The sequence below is a fragment of the Amycolatopsis vancoresmycina genome (assembly GCF_000716785.1).
Classification (GTDB): domain Bacteria; phylum Actinomycetota; class Actinomycetes; order Mycobacteriales; family Pseudonocardiaceae; genus Amycolatopsis; species Amycolatopsis vancoresmycina.
Window position 1 is genome coordinate 174,343 of sequence record NZ_JNYY01000001.1, and the last position, 17,434, is coordinate 191,776.

Below are 17,434 nucleotides of genomic sequence, written 5' to 3' on the forward strand. Positions count from 1 at the left end.
TCACAGCGTTGGGTGGCGGCGGGCCCGGCGCGGAATGCCTCCGCCGCCACCCGGATCACGGCGTCGGGTAGCCCGCCGCCTTGTACGCCGCGGAGACCGCCACGTCGGCGGCAAGCAGCGTCTTCACGAACGTCCGGAACGCCGGCAGTGGCTGCGCGGGGCCCGGCGAGATGCCGCCGAAGTTGAGCAGGACCGCGCACGCGGACGCGGCGTTGCGCGCCTGCACGCCGGACGTGTCGATCTCCACGGTGTTCGCCGTCGCCGGGCTCAACGCGCCGATGACCTGGTCGATCACCGACGCGATGCCACCGCGGTACTGGCCGGTCGCCTTGACGAAGGCGCGGCAGAACGCCGCTCGGTCCGCGGCCGGCCAGCCGCGGAACTCGGTGAGATCGAGCGTCGTCGTCACGATCGGCTCTCCTGGTTCATCAGGCGACGCAGGTCGTCGTCCTCGCGCTGGCGGTGCTCGAACTGGCGCCGGTCCCAGTCAGATGCGCCAACGGGGCGCCGCTCGACCACCTCGGCGGCGCGCGGCAGCTGCGTCGGCGCGACGACGCTGTCCGGCAGCGGAATCTCCTCGAGGCGGAGATCCTGCCGGTTGGCCAGGCCGAGCACCGTGACCATGCGCCGCAGCTCGACCGCCGCGCCGCCGACCGGCGCGCCGACGCGCGTCACCGACACCCGCGCGGTCAGCAGCGCCAGCAGCCGCGCCGGGTCCACGTCGAGCCACCACGCGCCCCGGACGCGAAGCTGCCCATGCTGCGTCGCGCAGCTCTCGTGGTCGTTGTCGCCGTCCGCCACGCCCAGGCCGGCCGCGAACAGCTCCCGGGCGGCGGCCTTGCGGAGGTCGTTGTGCTCGTGCGCGGCGTCGAGCATGGCGACGAGGCCAGCCTGGGCGGCCGCGAACGCCTTGGCCAGCTTGTCGCGGCTGGCGTCCAGCTCCTTCCCCATCGCGGTGAGGCGTTTGGCGGCCGCGGCCTCGGCGGCGGCGAACCGCTCCTGTGCGGCCAGCTCCTCCGCGCGCTGCTCGACGAGCCGGGCGTGCGTGGTGGTGGCGTGGCGGAGACGGCCCTGGGCGCTGGCCCACGCCTGTCCGGCGGCCGGGCCCATGGGCAGATGCTCGGCCGCGGCCACGTCGGCGGCGGCCTCGTCAACCTCGAGCAGCGCGGTCTCGATGTCGAGTTCGGTGATGGGCATGATCACTTTCCTTTCCGGGGCACGCCGGTGGCGGCGAGCTTCTTGAGTAGGTCGTCGGTGGTGGGCTGGTGCAGGCCGGCCGTGAGCTTCTGCCACTCCAGCCGGGCGGCGAACTCCTGCAGCTGGGTGTTGCCGTTGCCGCGAGGCGTGGCCTCGTCGAGCACGGCGTCGGCCAGCCCGGCGGCCACGGATTCCTCGGCGGTGTACCAGGTTTCCTTCTTCATCGCGGCGCGCCACTGGGCCGCGGTGCCGCCCGCGGCGGCCGCGTAGATCCCGGCGATGGTGTCGGACACCCGGTCGAGGAGGGTCGCGGTCTCGCGCATGTCCGCCGCATTGCCCAGGCAGATGCCGCTGGCCTCGTGGATCATGAACGTCGCGTTCGGCTCGATGAGGACCTTGTCGCCGGCCATCGCGATGTACGAGGCGGCCGAAGCGGCGAGACCGTCCACATAGGTCGTGACGGTGGCCGGGTGGCGGCGGAGGCTGTTGTAGATCGCCACCGAATCGAAGACGTCGCCGCCGGGGGAGGACACGTGAAGGTTGATCTTCGAGATCGTGCCGAGCGCGTTGAGCTCGGCGGTGAAGTCCGCGGCGGTCACGCCGTACCAGCCGATCTCGTCGTAGATGTAGACCTCGGCGGTGCTGCCGCCCGCGTTCTTGATCGAGAACCAGCGGCGCGGGGTGGCCTTGGCGCTGAGCTGCTCGCGCACCCGCTGCATGGCCGGCGGGCGGCGGAGCGCGACGACCGGTCGGGGCCGTCGCAGGTGGTGTGTCATCGGTGTGCCTTCCCGTGAGAAACCCGTGAGGGGCCTTGTGTTTCGGCTGGTTGCGGCGGCTTCACTTGATGCGGCGTCACGTGAGCCGGCTGACATCGACGCCGTTGATCAGGTAGTTCACGGACCCCGTGTGCTCGATCGCCTGCTTCACCGGGAGGTCCAGGCCGAGGAGCTTCGCGCGCCGCTCGGCGATCCGGAGCAGGCGGTCGATCGCGGCGAGCTTGGGGCCGTCGTCGAGGACCGGGGCGCCGGCGTTCTGGTCGATCTCGGCGATGCCCTGCTCGGTGACGTACGGCTGGCCGAGGCGCACCACGCGGCCGTGCGAGACGGTCAGGTGGTCCTTGTCCAAGATCTCGAACGCGCGGCGCGTCAGCTCGTCGAGCAGCTCGACCTGCTCGGCGCGGTGGAGATCAGCCGTCTCGGCCAGCTCGCGCCGTTCCGCATCGAGAGCCCGCGTCACGTCCTTGCAGGCGGCGCCCTTGTCGGAGTAGCCGAGTTCGTCGGCGATGGCGGCCCACGTACGGCCCTGGGACCGCAGCGCGATGGCCTGGCTCCGGCGGCGGGCGACCTCGATCTGTTCGGCGGCGTCGGGTCGGCTCACGGTTGGCCTCCTTGGGTTGGCGTTACCTGTTCAGGTGCGCAGGTGTGCATGGGTTGGGCAGCGGAGCAGTCCTTGGTGTGCGTCGTGACGGCCTGCCAGGCGAGGCGGGCGGCGACGTCGAGCCGGATTTTGACCGCGGCGGGGTGCTGGCAGGTGGGGCAGCGCGCGGCGCTGAGCGCCTCTGTGAGTGCTTCGGCGGGCACGGTGAGGGTCTGCGCCTGCAGGTGCTCCAGTTTGGACGCGTGGCGCCGCGCCAGCCCCGCGTTCCGGGCAGTCTGGAAGCTGGCGCGCCTGTCAGCCGCGAGGCGGCGACGGCCGGGGCGGGCGTCGAGGACGGCGCGGACGGCGGCGGCGCCGGCCTCGGCGACCTCGGGGGCGGGCCGCGGTGTGCGCGCGGGCGGCGCGAGGTGCGGTCGGCACGTGAGGCAGGGAACGGCGCCGTCAGCGTCGAGCCAGCCGTCGTTGCACTCGTGGTGGGCGGCCTGGGTGGTGTCGACGTCGTCGTCCTGGTGCTCGCCGTAGCGGTCGAGGTGGCCGCTCATGACGCCTCCTTGCATGCGAGGCAGGAGCCGTCTGCCTCGAGGTAGCGATCGTGGGTTTCGCATGTGGACAGTGCGCGTCGTCGGCCCTCGCGCGCGTGTGGTGCGTTGCGTGGGGTCGGGGGTTGGTCAGCGGGCGGCACTGGAGGTTTGCTCGCCTGATCGTTGAGATGGCCCGAAGGGTCATCTCGTCGCAGGGGGCGCGGGGGCAGCGTGCCCCCGGATTCACTCCCCGGTTCCCCTGGTGGTTCCTCTTCTGGTTCGGGGGGCGTTGCGTCCCGGACATCCGGATTCTGCGTCCCGGACGCCGGGACGCGGAGTGCCGGACGCCGGGATTCTGCGTCCCGGACATAGGTCGTCTCGGACGTCTCTCGGTCCCGATCGGTAGGCGACTCGCTGGGCGATCCGAGTGCGAGCTGTCCGGGATTCTTCGTCCCGGACAAGGCGCGGACTCGGCGAGCCTGGCGGCGGTCGGACTCGACGCGGCGCACCTTCTCCGCGGCGGCCTGGCAGTCCTCCCAGGAGTCCGTGCGGCGCAGCCCGATCGTGAGCGTCCAGCGCTTCGTGCCGGACCGGACGGTGCCGTCCTGCTGAATCAGGCCGGCGCGTTCGAGCCGGGCGATCGCGCGGCTGACCGTGCGCTCGTCGAGGCCGGTGGCCCAGTGGATCCGGAGTGGGCTCGGGTACGCGTTGGTGCCGTCCTCGTGCGCGGCCTCGGCCATGGCGACGAGCACCAGGCGCGCGGTCGTGTCGGGCTTGCCCTTCTCGGTGAGGAGCATTGGCGCTTCGTAGAGCGCCCACGCGACGGCCTTGTAGCTCATCAGGCGACCGTCCAGCCGGGCCCGTACGGCCGTTCGCGGACGAGGCGCGCGAGGAGTTCGCTCGGCCGAGCAGTCGATACACCGTGGAGCGGACAGACGCCACGCCAGGGGCAACCGCCCGTGCTGCAACGGGTTCGCGCGGTACGCTTGGCGGCGAAGTCGGGAACCGCAAGGGCAGCGACCGGCGTCACCTCCGAAGAGGGCCTCGGCTGCGCGCGGCAGCCGAGGCCCTCGTCCTTTGTGGACACCGTCATGAGGTGCCTCTCGTCCGTAGGAGCTGTCCGTCAGGCCGCGGGCGGCGTGTCGCCGGGCTCCTCGAGGAGGGCGACCAGCGACGCGGTGACGACGCGATACCGAGTACCGACCGCGAGCACGCGGCACGGGAACTCGCCGCGCGCCGCGAGCGCGTAGCCGTAGGACTTCGAGATCCCCAAAGCCGATGCGGCGGTCGCGACGTCCACAGTGGACGGCCATGTCTTGATCTCCGAGAGCTGGGCGGCTGCCATCGGTACTCCTTGCCGTACTTACGACGGATTCACCCGTCTTCTGTACGGCAGCGTACCCGGTCTACCCTCGCCGTGCAATTCCCGGTAGTCTCCGTACTTATGACGGTTAGTAGGCTGATGAGCGAAACGGTCGGCGCCCAGGTCCGGGCGATCCGCGAGGCGCGAGGCATGAAGCAGCGCGAGTTGGTGGACGCGTGCGCCGCTGCAGGCTGGAACATCAGCGCCTCCACCATCGAGAACATCGAGGGCATCCGGCGCGTGTCGAAGGGGGAGGACAAGCCACGGCCTCGGCGCGAGATCTCCGTCGACGAGCTGCTCGCCCTGGCCGTCGTGCTCGGCGTACACCCGATCGATCTGCTCATTCCTGGCGACGCCGGCGACGACGAGCTGGTGACGCTGCCGCCCGGACTGGAGGTCACGGCCGGGCAAGCGCGTGCATGGATTGCCGGCACCGGGTTCCTCGAAGAGCCGGCTGACCTTGCCGAGTTGGCCGAGGTAATGCGGCGTGTTCCGACGTTCCGCGCGGCCGCGCTCAACGCTGCATGGTGGACACCCGAACGGCTGCACGAGCAGCAGCGGCTGACCAACGCGGCACTGCGGGCCGACGAAGAGGCTCGCTCGATGGCTCCCGAGGGCGACGAGGCCCCCGGCAGAGGATAGGAGGGTGGTAGGTGGCGCAACCGACGATCAAGAAGATCACCGCGCGCGGCAAGACCAGGTACCAGTTCGTCGTCGACGTCGGCATGAACCCGGCGACCGGCAAGCGGCGGCAGGTGACCCGCACGTTCGACAAGAAGACCGGCAAGGGCGGAGCCGAGGAGGCGCTCTCGAAGATCCTCGACGAGGTCCGGCGCGGCGTGTACGCGGCACCGTCGAAGTTGACGGTGGGGGAGTACCTCGACGAGTGGCTGCGGTCGGAGACGCGCGGCAAGGAGGCCAACACCGTCGAGAACTACCGGAACGCGCTCAAGCCTGTGCACGAGCGCTACGGGGCGTTGCCCTTGCAGCGACTGTCCACGAAGGACGTCGAGGATCTCGTCGATTGGATGCTCACGTCCGGCCGGAAGCGGGGCGGCAAGACGGGCACCGGACTCGCCCCGCGGACGGTGCAGCTGACGCTCTCGCGGCTGAAGTCGGCGCTCGACGCCGCGGCGTTGCCGGGGCGTCGGCTGGTCGAGTTCAACGTCGCCGCGCCAGTGAAGTGTCCGTCGAAGGTTCGGGGACAGAAGAAGGTGAAGCCCTGGAGTACGGCCGAGGTGAAGCAGTTCCTGGGCTACCTGGCCGCGAGTCAGCATCGCCTGGAAGCTGCGGCGCAGCTGAGTCTGATGGGTGTGGGTCCGGCCGAGCTGTGCGGGCTGAAGTGGGAGGACCACGTCACGCTCGACCCGGAGGGCGAGGACGAGGTGCCCACGATCATCGCGGGGGAGAACACCCGCACGATCGTGTGGACCGAGAGCGGCGGCGTCGTCGACGAGAAGGACGGCAAGACCGAGAACCGCGACCGGACGCTCCCGCTGCCGGCCCCGTCGGTGGCGGCGCTCCGGCGGTTCAAGGCGCGGCAAGCTCGCGAGCGGCTGCTGGCCGGTGAGGCGTACGAGGCGAGCGGCTACGTGCTCGTCGACGAGCTGGGCCAGCCGGTGCGGACGGACTGGCTGCGGCGGCGGATCTACGCGCTGATGGACGCGGCCAGCGTGCGGCGGGTGCGCCTGTACGACGCGCGGCACGCGTGCTTGACGTTCCTCCGCATGTCGGGCGTCCCGGGCCCGATCGTGTCGGCGTGGGCCGGGCACGGCGACCTGACCATCGCCGACCGGGTGTACACGCACCCGGAGTTCAGCCACCTGCGGCAGGCCAGCGACCAGCTCGGCACGCTGCTCGGCTGACCGTGATCCACAAGGTGTGTGAGATTTTGTGAGAAATCGGGGCCCGAGACGCGAATCAGGGCCCCTCGCGCTGGTAGCGAAAGAGGCCCTGACCTGCAGTTCGTCCGGTCGGGCTGACAGGATTTGAACCTGCGACCCCTTGACCCCCAGTCAAGTGCGCTACCAAACTGCGCCACAGCCCGGACCCGCACTCCCTGAGTGCGTGAAAGTACTTTAGCGTGCCCCCCGAACCCCCGTGCAACCAGGGTCCCCAGTCCCCCTGACCTGCGGAAACAGGCCAGGGGACCCGGAGCCAAGATCAAGCCGGGTTTGCCGCGTGGGTCAGCGTCTGCCACGCCACGAACAGGTTGTTCGAGCCCGCTGGGCGCTGGCGCTCCGTCAACGTCTGGGTGTTCGCCATCGCGATGCCCATCCGCGTGTTCAGCGCGTTGAACCCCACCTCCGTCACCGGGCCGAGGCCCAGGTTCAGGTGGCCGCCGCACAGCCACGACGGTGTCGCTGTGCCCAGCTGGTACTTGGACTGGAAGCCCAGTGCCTGGCGCAGGCGGGTGCCGATGTCCGTGCCGTACACGTCCTCGCCCTGGATGCGCAGCGTCTCCGCCACGTCCGCTATTGCCGCTATGCCGTAGCCCGTGTGGGTGAAGTCGCGGCAGGTTTCCTGGGTCAGGCCGTCCACGAATGTCGATTGGCCCTGCCAGTACTTCACGATCTGGTCGCGAGACGAGAGGCCGCTGCCGGGGACCGTCTTCGGCAGCGAACCGTCCGTCGAAAGGTACACGTACGCCGCGACGCGGTTGCGGTAGCGTGTTACCGCCTTGTCGTAGCTCGTCTTGTCCTCCAGGAACACCGAGATCCCGACTGCGGCCTCCATCATGGACAGTTCCCAGTTTCCGTTGCTGTTGCTGCCGTTGATCACCTTGCTCAGGTAGACATTTCGCAGCATCGTCGCGAACCGGCCCGAGTTCGGCCAGCTCGTGTACGTGTACTTGATGATTTCCGCCGCGCGCGGCCATGTTGAGCCCGCCCAGCCCGTCTGCAGTGGTGCGTTGCTGTTCGTGTGGCTCGTGATCACCGCCGACCACGCGTCCATCAGCGCGATCGCTTTCTGGGCGTAACGAGCGTCGCCCGAGATGTACCAGATCAGTGCGTCCGTGTAGGCCGCGATCGCGTCCTCGCGCTCGTCCGTGCAGCCGTAGTTCGGGTTCGAATACGGGCCGCATTCCACCACCGCACGCGGTTTCGGTGTCCGGGAAAGGGAAGCGTACGAGCTCGACGACGCCTGGTCGTACGCCGCCTTCCAGGGCTGGGCGCCCGCCTTCACCTTGGCCTTGACGAAGTCCAGCTGCGGACGGCTGACCAGCACGCCCGGGTGGGTGAACGCCGCCGGGGCCGCCGGGGCCGGGGCGGCGGTCAACCCCAGGAGCAGGGGGACCAGGACGAAGACCTTGCGGAAGCGGGACATGGCTCTCCTCGAGACGACGGTGTCTTCGGGCGCGCGCCGGCTCAGTGTCATGGTCCAGACCACCGTTGGTCAAGTACCAGAAAGGCGTTCAGCCCGCTGAACAAGCGCTGTTCAGCGGGCTGAACGCTCCTCTCAGCCGAGCCCGGCGCTCACCGCGTTCATCAACGCGCCGGTATCGCCCGACATCTCCCACGCCATCACGCCGAGCAGCCCGCGCGACTTCAGCCACGTCGTCTTCAGGCCGATCGACCAGGCGTCGTCGAACGTCCACCACTGGCCGCCGTTGCCCGTGTAGCACGACGTCGCCACCGCGGCCGTGTCGTGGTGGACCGTGCAGTTCGGCACGCTCGCCACCAGGTTCGCGTACCCGCGGGTGCCCGCTTCCTCGGCGAACTGGCCCGGCGCCGCGCCGGTCGCCGACTGCCACTCGCCGCTCTTCCCGCCGTCGGCCACGCCCTGCCAGCCGCGGCCGTAGAACGCCAGGCCGAGCGTCAGCCGCCGCGGATCGACGCCGGCGTTCGTGTACTCGTTGATCGCGCTTTCGACGCTGAAGTGGAAGTTGTACGGGTCGTCCGCGTCGGCGTACAGGTTGCCCTGGTGGCCGGTGCGGTTCGGCTCCCACGAGTTGTCGCTGCCGGAGCCGTGGAAGTCGTACCCCTGCACGTTCGCCACGTCCAGGTAGTTGAACACCTTCGACAGGTCCCACCCCGAAGCGACCTTCGCCGGGTCCGCCGGTGTGAAGGCGTGCAGCTGGTACCGCTTGCCGGTCGTTGCGCCGTACGCGTCCAGCTGCGTGCGGAACTCGGCCAGCAGCGCGGTCAGGTTCGCCTTGTCGTTCGGGCTCCAGTGGTTGCCCGGGTGCCCGTCGCCGCTCGCCGGCCACTCCCAGTCGAGGTCGATGCCGTCGAAGATGCCGGCCGCGGTGCCCGGCCCGCCCGCGCCGCCGTACGACGCGATGTTGCCCTTGAGCCAGGTGTCCACACAGGACGAGACGAACTTCTTGCGCGACGCGTCCGTGGCGGCGACGTCGGAGAAGTACTTCGAATACGTCCAGCCGCCCAATGACACCAGCACCTTCAGGTTGGGGTGCTTCGCCTTGAGCTTCTTGAGCTGGTTGAAGTTGCCACGCAACGACTCCCAGCCCGTGTCCGCAACGCCGTCCACCGACTGCGCCGCCGAGAACGGCCGCGAGTAGTCGGCCTCGGCGTCCCCGGCGCCGTCACCCTGGCTCGGGTCCTGCGGGTTGGCTGTGGTGCCCTTCGTGACGCCGGACAGGCAGGTCAGGTTCACCGGGTCGATGTTCTCGAACGCGTACAGCAGGTGCGTCAGCTTCGCCACAGCGCCCGAAGTCTCCAGGTTCTTCACGAAGTACTGGCGCCCGTAGATGCCCCACTGCACGAAGTACCCGACCTTCGCGTAACCCGACACGATGTCGCCGGTCTTCGCGGTGACGGACGCGCTGGGCGCCGACACGTTGTCGTAGCCGTCGCGGGCCCGGACCGTGAAGGAGTACGAAGTGGACGGTGCCAGCCCGGTCACCACGGCGGACGTCGTCGTCACCGTCGTGGCCAAAGTGGACCCCTGGTAGACGTCGTAGCTGACGACGCCGGTGTTGTCGGTCGACGCGGTCCACGCCAGGGACACGCTGCCCGAGTCGGCGGCCGTCGACCGCAGCCCGGTCGGCACCGACGGCGGCTGGGTGTCGTCGGCCGGGTTGTTGGTCGTGACAGCCAGCGCGGCGCTCGCCGGGGACGTGTTCCCCTTGGCGTCCTTGGCTTTCACCGTGAACGAGTACGCCGTGCCCGGTGTGAGCCCGGAGATCGTGGCGCTCGTGCCGGTCACCGTCGTGGCGAGGGAACTGCCCTGGTAGACGTCGTACGCGGTGACCGGCAGCGAACCGGCCGTCGACGCGTTCCAGGCCAGTGCGACCGTCTTGGTCGTCTTCGCGACCAGGCGCAGGTTCGCCGGCGCGCCCGGCGGCGTGTCCGGTGAACCGTCGCAGTTGGCGTTGTCGACGCGGCACTGCGTCGGCGTCGCGGCCGCGCTGAGCCGGAACGTCGGGCTGTAGGGGTAGGTCGTGCGGCCCGGCGCCAGCGTCGCGATGTAGTACGCGGGCGTCAGCGTGACCTGGGTGCCGTTCTGTGTCACCGTGCCGTTTTCCCCGGTCGACGCGGTGACGCCGGCGGGCAGCGTGAACGTGATGGCCCAGTTGCTCACCGACGCGGTGCCGGTGTTGGCGACGGTGTACGTGCCGGTGGTGCCGCTCAGCGCCAGGGTGGCGGTCAGCGAACCGGCGGCAGCGGCGGGTGGCGCGAGCGCCGCGGTGCCGCCTGCTGCTATCAGCAAGGCGGCGAGCGCGGAGCGTAGTCGTGCGGGAGTGCGTCTCATGGCGGTTCTCCAAGCGGCACGAGGCGGGGGACGAGGTGGTCTAGACCACATCGAATGTAACCCGGTCCGGCGAGAACCGCGCACGCCCGAACGGCGGAAACCGCTGTCCGAACGGACTGTTAACGTCCCGAGAACGTCGCTTTCCCCGGCCCGTCGGCCAAGAACGACTTCACGGCGTTGCGGAGATCTTCGGTTTCGAAGAGCTCGGCGGCGATCGTCGTGATGTGCGCATTTGCCTCGGGCACACCGCCGGCGGAGAAGTGCTCGAGGACGCGCTTGGTTGCCGCGTGGGCGCGGGTCGGGCCCTCGGCCAGCCGCCGGGTGAAGGCCCTGGCCGCGTCGTCGAAGCCCTCGTCCGGCAGCACCCGGTTGACGACGTTCCAGCGCTCGAGCGTCGCGGCGTCGTAGGTGTCGCCGGTCATCACGAACTCCTTGGCCCGGCCGGCACCGGCCCGTGCCGCGAGCCGCTGGGTGCCGCCCATCGTCGGCGTCAGGCCGACGACCTTCTCGACCAGCCCGAACTTCGCGCGCTCGGCGGCGAGGATGAGGTCGCAGGCCACCGCGACCTCGAACGCCCAGGTCAGGCACAGGCCGTGGGCGGCGAAGACGGTCGGGAACGGCAGTGCCGCGATCCGGTCCGGCACCGCCAGCATCTCGTCGAACAGCACCTTCGCCTCGGCGGGCGAGCCCTGGGCGTCGAACAGCGAGACGTCGACGCCGCCGCTGACGATCTTGCCTTCGGCGCGGATCAGCAGTGCACGGGCGGGCTCGGCCTCCAGCTCGCCGATCGCCGAGGCGAGCGCAGACTGCAGCGAAGCCGTGTAGAGGTTCAACGGCGGAGCGTCGACGGTCAGGACGGCGAGCCCGCCGTCACGATCGAGGCGGACCTGCTGAGTCATGTTCACCCTGCTTCTTCGGCTTCGACGATGTCGTCCCAATACTGCTGGGCCTCGGGGCGCCAGTCGACGTGTTTGTGATGGAACAGTTCCGCCGCCTTCGTCCCGCTCCACTTCGCCGGGAGGAGTTCGGCGGGCAGCTGCGGGTCGAGGAACGGGAACCGCCGCCACTCGTGGACCAGCTCGGTCTGCGCCCGCAGCACCGCCCGGCCGCCGGTCGGGTGCAGGCCGGTGAACCGGTCGATGAAATCCTCGTAGCGGTCCTTCAGCTCGGTCAGGTCCCAGGACCGGGCGACCATGGACTCCTGCTCGCCGACCTCGCCGTAGGAGGCGGTGAACGACATCGCCTGCGCGTCGAGACCCAGTTCGTTGACGATCTGCTGCGCCTCCCGCTGGCGGGACAGGTCCGGGCTGACCCACACGCCGGCCACCGGCGAGCCGAAGCCCGCCCAGGTCAGCCGGGTGCGCAGCCGGTGCCGGAGGTCGCGCTTGGCCTCCGGGACGGACACGATGAGCATCAGCCACTGCCCGTTCCAGCGGCGTTCTTCGCGGCCGAACGCGTAGATCCGGTCGGCGCCTTCGGTCAGCAGGCGGCGCCCCGGCGGGGTCAGCGACCAGCGCACGCGGCGCCCGACGCGTTCGGAGACCACCCAGCCTTCGGCGGCCGAGCGGGCCAGCGCCTGCCGCGCCGACTTCTCCTCGATGTCGAGGATGCCCAGCACCTCGACGAGCATCGACGTCCAGACCGGCTTGTCCCGCGGCAGCGCGTACTCGCCGAGGACGGTCATCAGCAGCGACCGCGCGCTGGCGTGGCTGACCTCCCGGCGCCGGCTCACCGTGGGCCGGGGCGCGGACGACCGGCCTTCCCTCGGCTTCGGCCTGCGGCCGAGGGTGACCGGGGGAGCGGGCTCGCCCATGCTGTTCACCGACCTCACTGTGCTGCGGCACTGACAACCGAACAGGGTACCCACAGTGAGTGATCAAAGCGCCACGGGACACACACAGCCGGTGGTTTTGACCTTGATCTGACAGTTCACGGCGGGGTCGTAGACTCGGTTACCTCATGAGCGCAACTCTCGTCGCGAAGGACCTGGCCGCGGGCCACGGTGATCGCATCCTCTTCTCCGGCCTCGATCTCGTCGTCGCCCCCGGCGACGTCGTCGGCCTGGTCGGCGTCAACGGCGCCGGCAAGTCGACGCTCCTGCGCACGCTGGCCGGGCTCGCGAAACCGGACAGCGGCGAGATCCGGCTGAACCCGCCGTCGGCGACGGTCGGGCACCTGCCGCAGGAGCCGGAGCGCCGGGAGGGCGAGTCGGTGCGGGCGTTCCTGGCACGCCGCACCGGCGTCACGGCGGCCCAGGCAGACCTCGACGCGGCGACGTCGGCGCTCACCGACGGCGTGGCGGGCGCGGACGACCAGTACGCGGCGGCCCTGGACCGGTGGCTCGCCCTCGGCGGCGCCGACCTCGACGACCGGGCCGCGGAAGTGGCCGCTGACCTGGGCCTTTCGGTGGATCTCGAGCAGCCGATGACGTCGCTGTCGGGCGGCCAGGCGGCGCGGGCGGGGCTCGCGTCGCTGCTGCTGAGCCGCTACGACGTGTTCCTGCTGGACGAGCCGACCAACGACCTCGACCTGGACGGGCTGGCCCGCCTGGAGCGGTTCGTGTCCGGCCTGCGGGCGGCGACGGTGCTCGTCAGCCACGACCGCGAGTTCCTGGCGCGGACGGTGGACCGCGTCGTGGAGCTGGACCTGGCGCAGCAGCAGGTGAACGTCTACGGCGGCGGGTACGAGTCCTACCTCGAGGAGCGCGAGGTCGCGCGCCGGCACGCGCAGGAGGAGTACGAGGAGTACGCCGACACGAAGGCCTCGCTGGAGGCGCGCGGGCGGATGCAGCGGGCGTGGATGGAGAAGGGCGTGAAGAACGCCCGCCGGAAACAGCCCGACAACGACAAGGCGGCGCGTAAGTTTCGCAGCGAGGCCACCGAGAAGCAGGCGTCGAAGGCGCGGCAGACCGACCGGATGATCGAGCGGCTGGAGGTGGTCGAGGAGCCGCGCAAGGAGTGGGAGCTGCGGATGGAGATCGCCGCGGCGCCACGGGCGGGTGCGGTGGTCGCGACCCTGCGGGGTGCGGTGGTGCGCCGGGGCGGGTTCACGCTGGGGCCGGTCGACCTGCAGGTCGACCGGGCGGACAAGGTCGCCATCACGGGGGCGAACGGGTCGGGCAAGTCGACGCTGCTGGCGGCTCTGCTGGGCCGGGTTGAGCTGGCTGCGGGCTCTTCCGCGCTGGGGCCGGGGGTGGTGGTCGGCGAGGTCGACCAGGCCCGGCGGTTGTTCCTCGGGGATGTTCCGCTGGCTTCGGCGTTCGCGCGGGAGGTGCCGGAGTTCGCCGACGCGGAGGTCCGGACGTTGCTGGCGAAGTTCGGTCTGAAGGCGGCCCACGTGCTGCGCTCGGCGGCGACGCTTTCGCCGGGGGAGCGGACGCGGGCGGCTTTGGCTTTGCTGCAGGCGCGCGGGGTCAATCTGCTCGTGCTGGACGAGCCGACGAACCATTTGGATCTGCCGGCGATCGAGCAGCTCGAGGCGGCGCTGGAGAAGTACCCGGGGACGCTGCTGCTGGTGACGCACGATCGGCGGATGCTCGATGCGGTGCAGGTGACGCGTCGGCTGGAGGTCGATTCGGGGAAGGTTCGCGAGCTCTGACGGGGTTGGGGGTCGGGTAGGGGTTTGGTGAGCGGTGCTCTCGGTTGGGAGCGGTGCGCTGGGGGTGGTTATGAGCACTGCTCTCGGTTGGGAGCGGCGCGCTGGGTGGAGTTGTGAGCAGCGCTCTCGGATGGGCACTGGTGCGCACACCTTGGTTGAGCAGTGTTCTCGATTTCGAATGGTGCTCGCGGTCTTGTGAGCAGTGCTCTCGAAAATGAGCACTGGCTGCTGCTTGAAGCGAGCGGTGCTCTTCAATTCGAGCATTGCTCTCGCGCTTCCAGGCAGCGCTTCTGGAGAGAGCGGCTAGATGTAGGAGGTGAGCAGTGCTCTCGATCGCGACCATTGGCCGCCGCCGTGGGTGAGCAGTGCTCTCGGTCTTGAGCGGTGCTCTCTAGCGAGGGCGGCGCGCAGGGTTAAGTGCGAGCAGTGCTCTCGAATTGGAGCGCCGCTCGGCCACCTGCGAGAGCGGTGCTCTCGGATGCGAGCACCGCTCCAAGTCTTGCGTGAGCAGTGCTCCTGTTCGAGAGCGCTGCTCACCCCTTCGTCGCCCCTCCCGTAAGGCCCTTCACGAACTGCTTCTGTAGCGCCAGATAAAAGATCAACACCGGCAGCGTCGCCAAGAACATCAGCGCGAACACGCTCCCGAGATCCGCCTGGTACTGCCCGATCGACCGATAGATCCCCGTCGTGATCGTCGTGCCCTGGCTCGGGCCGAGGATGATCAACGGGTCGATGAAGTCGTTCCAGATCCACACGCCCAGGAAAATCAGCACCGATGCCGTCGCCGGGCGGAGCAGGGGGAACACCACTCGCCAGAACACCTGCATGCGGCTTGCGCCGTCGAGCAGGGCCGCCTCCTCCAGCTCCACCGGTACTCCGCGGATGAACCCCCTGAACACGAACACCCCGAACGGCACGTAGTACCCGACGTTGAACAGGATCAGCCCCTGCAGCGTCGCCATCAGGTGCGTCACCCGGAGGACGTCCGTGATCGGGATCAGGATCACCTGCGGCGGGATCATCAGCCCGGCCAGCAGCACCAGCGTCAGCACCTTCGTCCACCGCTTGCCCGAGCGCGCCAGGTAGTGGCCCAGCATCGCCGACAACACCGTGAGCACCAGGATCGACAGCACCGTCACCACGATGCTGTTCGTCAGGCTGACCCAGAACAACCCGTCCGGGCGGGTCAGCACCGCGTGGATGTTCGACAGCGTTGGCGGCACCGGCAGGGACGCCGGCTCCTTCGCGATCGAGGAACCTTCCTTGAACACGTTGGCCAGCACCAGGTACAGCGGCACGAAGAACACCGCACTGACCACCAGGGCGACCGCGGGCCGGACTCCGGATAGAGGACGGGAGCCGCTCACAGGTCCACCTCCCGGCGGCGGAGGAAGTTCAACACGACCGTCGTCACGGCCGCGACGATCACCAGCATCAGCACGGCCATCGCCGACGCGTAGCCGACGTGGTTGGAGTCGAAGCCCGTCTGGAGGACGTCGAACGCGATCGTGGCCGTGGCGCCGGATCCCGGGCCGCCGTTGGTGATCACCTTGACGTAGTCGTACGTCTTGAACGCCGAGATCAGCAGCACCACCGTGTTGATCGTCAGCGACGGCGCCAGCAGCGGCCAGGTCACCGCCCGGAACCGGCGCAGCGGCCCCGCGCCGTCGATCTCCGCGGCTTCCAGCAACTCCGCCGGCACGCCCTGGAGCCCGGCCAGGTACACGACGACGCAGAACCCGAGCATCTGCCAGCACACGATCGAGGCGACCGAGTACAGCGCGAGGTCCGGATCGGACAGCCAGCCGGGCGGATGCGCGACACCCAGCCCGCGAAGCAGGCTGTTCAGCGGCCCCCGGTCGTCGAGCAGGCGCGACCAGACGATCGACACCACCACCGAACTGAGGATCACCGGAGTGAAGAACACGCTCCGCAAAGCGTTGTACAGCCAGCCTTTCCGGTCCAGCAGCAGCGCCACCCCGAGACCCAGGACATTGGGGACGACCACCACGATCACCGTCAGGATCGTGGTCACCTGCAACGCCGTGAGGAACTGCGAATCGGTGAACAGCAGCCGGTAGTTGTCGAACCCGACGAACTTCACCGGCGGGTTGAACGGGTTGTAGTTCGTCAGGCTGTACCCGAAGCTGATCAGGATCGGCGCCATCACGAAACACAGGTACACCAGCACACCCGGCGCACCGAACGACGCGAAGTGCGCCACCCGTGGCAGCACGGGCCGCCGCCGGCGTCGGGGCCGGGTGACCGGGCGGGGCGGGGACGGCGGAGAGACGACGGCGGTCAAGGACGTCAGCCCGCCTTCGCCCACTCGGTGTCCAGGAACGCGCACGCGTCGGCCACGGACTTGCGGCCGGTGATCACGTCCTGGGCGGCCTGGTCGACCTTGTCCTTCATCCCGGGCAGCAGCCCGTCGTCCGCGGTCTCCCAGCGGAAGGCGTGCACCACGGCGTTCTGCTGCACGGCCTGCGTGTACAGGTCGTAGCCCGCCTTGAACGTCGCCCCGACGTCGGACGGCGGCGTGTAGCCCTTGATCGCCGGGAACAGGCCGTCGGCCTTCACCGAGGCGTCCAGCTGGTCCTTGTCGAGCTGGAACCCGAGGGCGAACTTCCTTGCCGCGTCGAGGTTCGTCGCCTTGGCGTTCACGATCATGCCGCCGCCGGTGTAGGCCGGGACGACGAGTTTGCCGTCCTCGGTGGGGAAGTTGAACACGCCCACCTCGAAGTCGTGCTTCTTCGAGTCGGCGTTGGCGGAGAACCAGTTGCCCATCGGGTACATCGCGCTCTGGCCGTCGAGGAACGCCTGCTCGGTCGCCGCGTAGTCGCGGGACACGCTCGTCTTGTCCACATAGCCCTTGGCCGCGAGGTCGGCGAGCTTCGAAAACGCGTGCTGGAACGCGGGATCGGCGAACTTCACCTTGCCCTGGCGCCGCTGGGTCAGCCAGTCCGGCATCGTGTTGTAGACCTCGGTGCTGACGAGTCCGGAAAGGATCATCGACGACGGGAAGCCGTCCTTGCCGCCGCCGATGGTGAACGGCGCGTAGCCCTTGTCCTTCAGCTTGCCGGCGTCGGTGACCAGTTCGTCCCAGGTCTTCGGGGGCGCCGCGATGCCCGCGTCGGCGAACATCTTCTTGTTGTAGTAGACCGGCGGGATGGTCTGGGTGTTGGCCGGCAGCTGGTAGTACTTGCCGTTGACCGGGTTGGCCTGCGGGAACTGGAAGTCCTTCAGCTCGTCCGGGGTCCACGCGTAGAGGTTGCCCGCCTCGGCGAAGCCGGCCGAGTCGACGGCGATCATCACGTCCGGGAACTGGCCGGACTGCAGGAGCTGCTTCGCGTACGACGTCCGCCCGTCGGCGGTCGGCGCGACGAGCTTCTTGACCTTGATCCCCGGGTTCTTGTCGGTGACGCGCTTGATGGCGGCGTCCCAGTAGGCCGGGGTCAGGTTCGGGGTTTCGAACGTCAGGAAGGTGATCTCCGCGTCGCCGCCGCTGCCGCCGGTGTTCGACCCGACCGAGCACGCGCTCACCGCCAGGAGCGCCGCTGCTCCCAGCGCCAGGGACCTTCTCATGTCCAGCCACCTTCCTCGCCCACCATATGTGATGTATGACGCATTTGATCGGACCTATTCGACGATGTCAAGCATCAGG

General features: G+C 69.5%; 17 protein-coding genes and 1 tRNA gene. 3 read left to right on the plus strand and 15 right to left on the minus strand.

Annotation, left to right across the window (positions count from 1 at the left end):
* Positions 1–55: 55 nt before the first annotated feature.
* The 7 genes from OO60_RS00775 to OO60_RS00800 form a co-directional block, all read right to left on the minus strand.
* Positions 56–409, minus strand: a complete 354-nt coding sequence (locus tag OO60_RS00775; protein WP_003055829.1) for a hypothetical protein — start codon at positions 407–409, stop codon at positions 56–58.
* Complete coding sequence (locus OO60_RS00780) at positions 406–1,197, minus strand: hypothetical protein (RefSeq protein WP_033260607.1); 792 nt, start codon at positions 1,195–1,197, stop codon at positions 406–408. The genes OO60_RS00775 and OO60_RS00780 overlap by 4 nt, the downstream gene beginning before the upstream one ends.
* Before the next feature lie 2 nt (positions 1,198–1,199).
* On the minus strand, positions 1,200–1,973 hold the full coding sequence (locus OO60_RS00785; RefSeq protein ID WP_051767610.1) for a head maturation protease, ClpP-related: 774 nt from the start codon (positions 1,971–1,973) through the stop codon (positions 1,200–1,202).
* 76 nt (positions 1,974–2,049) lie between these two features.
* Complete coding sequence (locus OO60_RS00790; RefSeq protein WP_033260608.1) at positions 2,050–2,574, minus strand: hypothetical protein; 525 nt, start codon at positions 2,572–2,574, stop codon at positions 2,050–2,052.
* A complete protein-coding gene (locus OO60_RS00795; RefSeq protein WP_033260609.1) occupies positions 2,571–3,116 on the minus strand; it encodes a hypothetical protein in 546 nt (181 codons plus the stop codon). Before OO60_RS00795 ends, OO60_RS00790 begins: the two co-directional genes overlap by 4 nt.
* On the minus strand, positions 3,113–3,934 hold the full coding sequence (locus OO60_RS45690; RefSeq protein ID WP_081655932.1) for a helix-turn-helix domain-containing protein: 822 nt from the start codon (positions 3,932–3,934) through the stop codon (positions 3,113–3,115). The genes OO60_RS00795 and OO60_RS45690 overlap by 4 nt, the downstream gene beginning before the upstream one ends.
* Before the next feature lie 284 nt (positions 3,935–4,218).
* Positions 4,219–4,440: a MerR family transcriptional regulator gene (locus OO60_RS00800; RefSeq protein WP_003098031.1), complete on the minus strand. Its 222-nt coding sequence runs from the start codon at positions 4,438–4,440 to the stop codon at positions 4,219–4,221.
* Between the two features lie 117 nt (positions 4,441–4,557).
* On the opposite strand from OO60_RS00800, the gene OO60_RS00805 reads away from it, so the two are divergent.
* Entirely contained in the window at positions 4,558–5,100 is a 543-nt protein-coding gene (locus OO60_RS00805; protein WP_003098028.1) for a helix-turn-helix domain-containing protein, read from the plus strand.
* Positions 5,101–5,111: 11 nt separating this feature from the next.
* On the plus strand, positions 5,112–6,323 hold the full coding sequence (locus tag OO60_RS00810) for a site-specific integrase (protein WP_003098027.1): 1,212 nt from the start codon (positions 5,112–5,114) through the stop codon (positions 6,321–6,323).
* Between the two features lie 108 nt (positions 6,324–6,431).
* Here the strand turns inward: OO60_RS00810 and OO60_RS00815 are convergent.
* From OO60_RS00815 to OO60_RS00835, 5 genes are all read right to left on the minus strand, one after another.
* Positions 6,432–6,505: transfer RNA gene (locus OO60_RS00815), tRNA-Pro, on the minus strand.
* A gap of 116 nt (positions 6,506–6,621) precedes the next feature.
* On the minus strand, positions 6,622–7,785 hold the full coding sequence (locus OO60_RS00820) for an alginate lyase family protein (RefSeq protein WP_003098024.1): 1,164 nt from the start codon (positions 7,783–7,785) through the stop codon (positions 6,622–6,624).
* Positions 7,786–7,917: 132 nt separating this feature from the next.
* A complete protein-coding gene (locus OO60_RS00825) occupies positions 7,918–10,173 on the minus strand; it encodes a glycosyl hydrolase family 18 protein (protein ID WP_240490760.1) in 2,256 nt (751 codons plus the stop codon).
* A gap of 119 nt (positions 10,174–10,292) precedes the next feature.
* The gene (locus tag OO60_RS00830) at positions 10,293–11,072 is read right to left on the minus strand and encodes an enoyl-CoA hydratase/isomerase family protein (protein ID WP_033260611.1); all 780 of its coding nucleotides are present in this window, start codon (positions 11,070–11,072) and stop codon (positions 10,293–10,295) included.
* Positions 11,073–11,074: 2 nt separating this feature from the next.
* Positions 11,075–11,986 carry a PaaX family transcriptional regulator gene (locus tag OO60_RS00835; protein ID WP_081655931.1) on the minus strand — a complete coding sequence of 304 codons (912 nt, stop codon included), beginning with the start codon at positions 11,984–11,986 and terminating at the stop codon, positions 11,075–11,077.
* Positions 11,987–12,132: 146 nt separating this feature from the next.
* On the opposite strand from OO60_RS00835, the gene OO60_RS00845 reads away from it, so the two are divergent.
* Complete coding sequence (locus OO60_RS00845) at positions 12,133–13,770, plus strand: ABC-F family ATP-binding cassette domain-containing protein (RefSeq protein ID WP_003098009.1); 1,638 nt, start codon at positions 12,133–12,135, stop codon at positions 13,768–13,770.
* 533 nt (positions 13,771–14,303) lie between these two features.
* Here OO60_RS00845 and OO60_RS00850 read toward each other — a convergent pair.
* Genes OO60_RS00850 through OO60_RS00860 form a run of 3 tightly spaced genes read right to left on the minus strand, consistent with a single transcriptional unit; the run spans position 14,304 to position 17,355 of the window.
* Entirely contained in the window at positions 14,304–15,137 is an 834-nt protein-coding gene (locus OO60_RS00850; RefSeq protein WP_033260612.1) for a carbohydrate ABC transporter permease, read from the minus strand.
* Positions 15,134–16,099, minus strand: a complete 966-nt coding sequence (locus OO60_RS00855) for a carbohydrate ABC transporter permease (protein WP_003098003.1) — start codon at positions 16,097–16,099, stop codon at positions 15,134–15,136. Before OO60_RS00855 ends, OO60_RS00850 begins: the two co-directional genes overlap by 4 nt.
* Complete coding sequence (locus tag OO60_RS00860; RefSeq protein WP_033260613.1) at positions 16,081–17,355, minus strand: extracellular solute-binding protein; 1,275 nt, start codon at positions 17,353–17,355, stop codon at positions 16,081–16,083. Before OO60_RS00860 ends, OO60_RS00855 begins: the two co-directional genes overlap by 19 nt.
* Positions 17,356–17,434 lie beyond the last annotated feature (79 nt).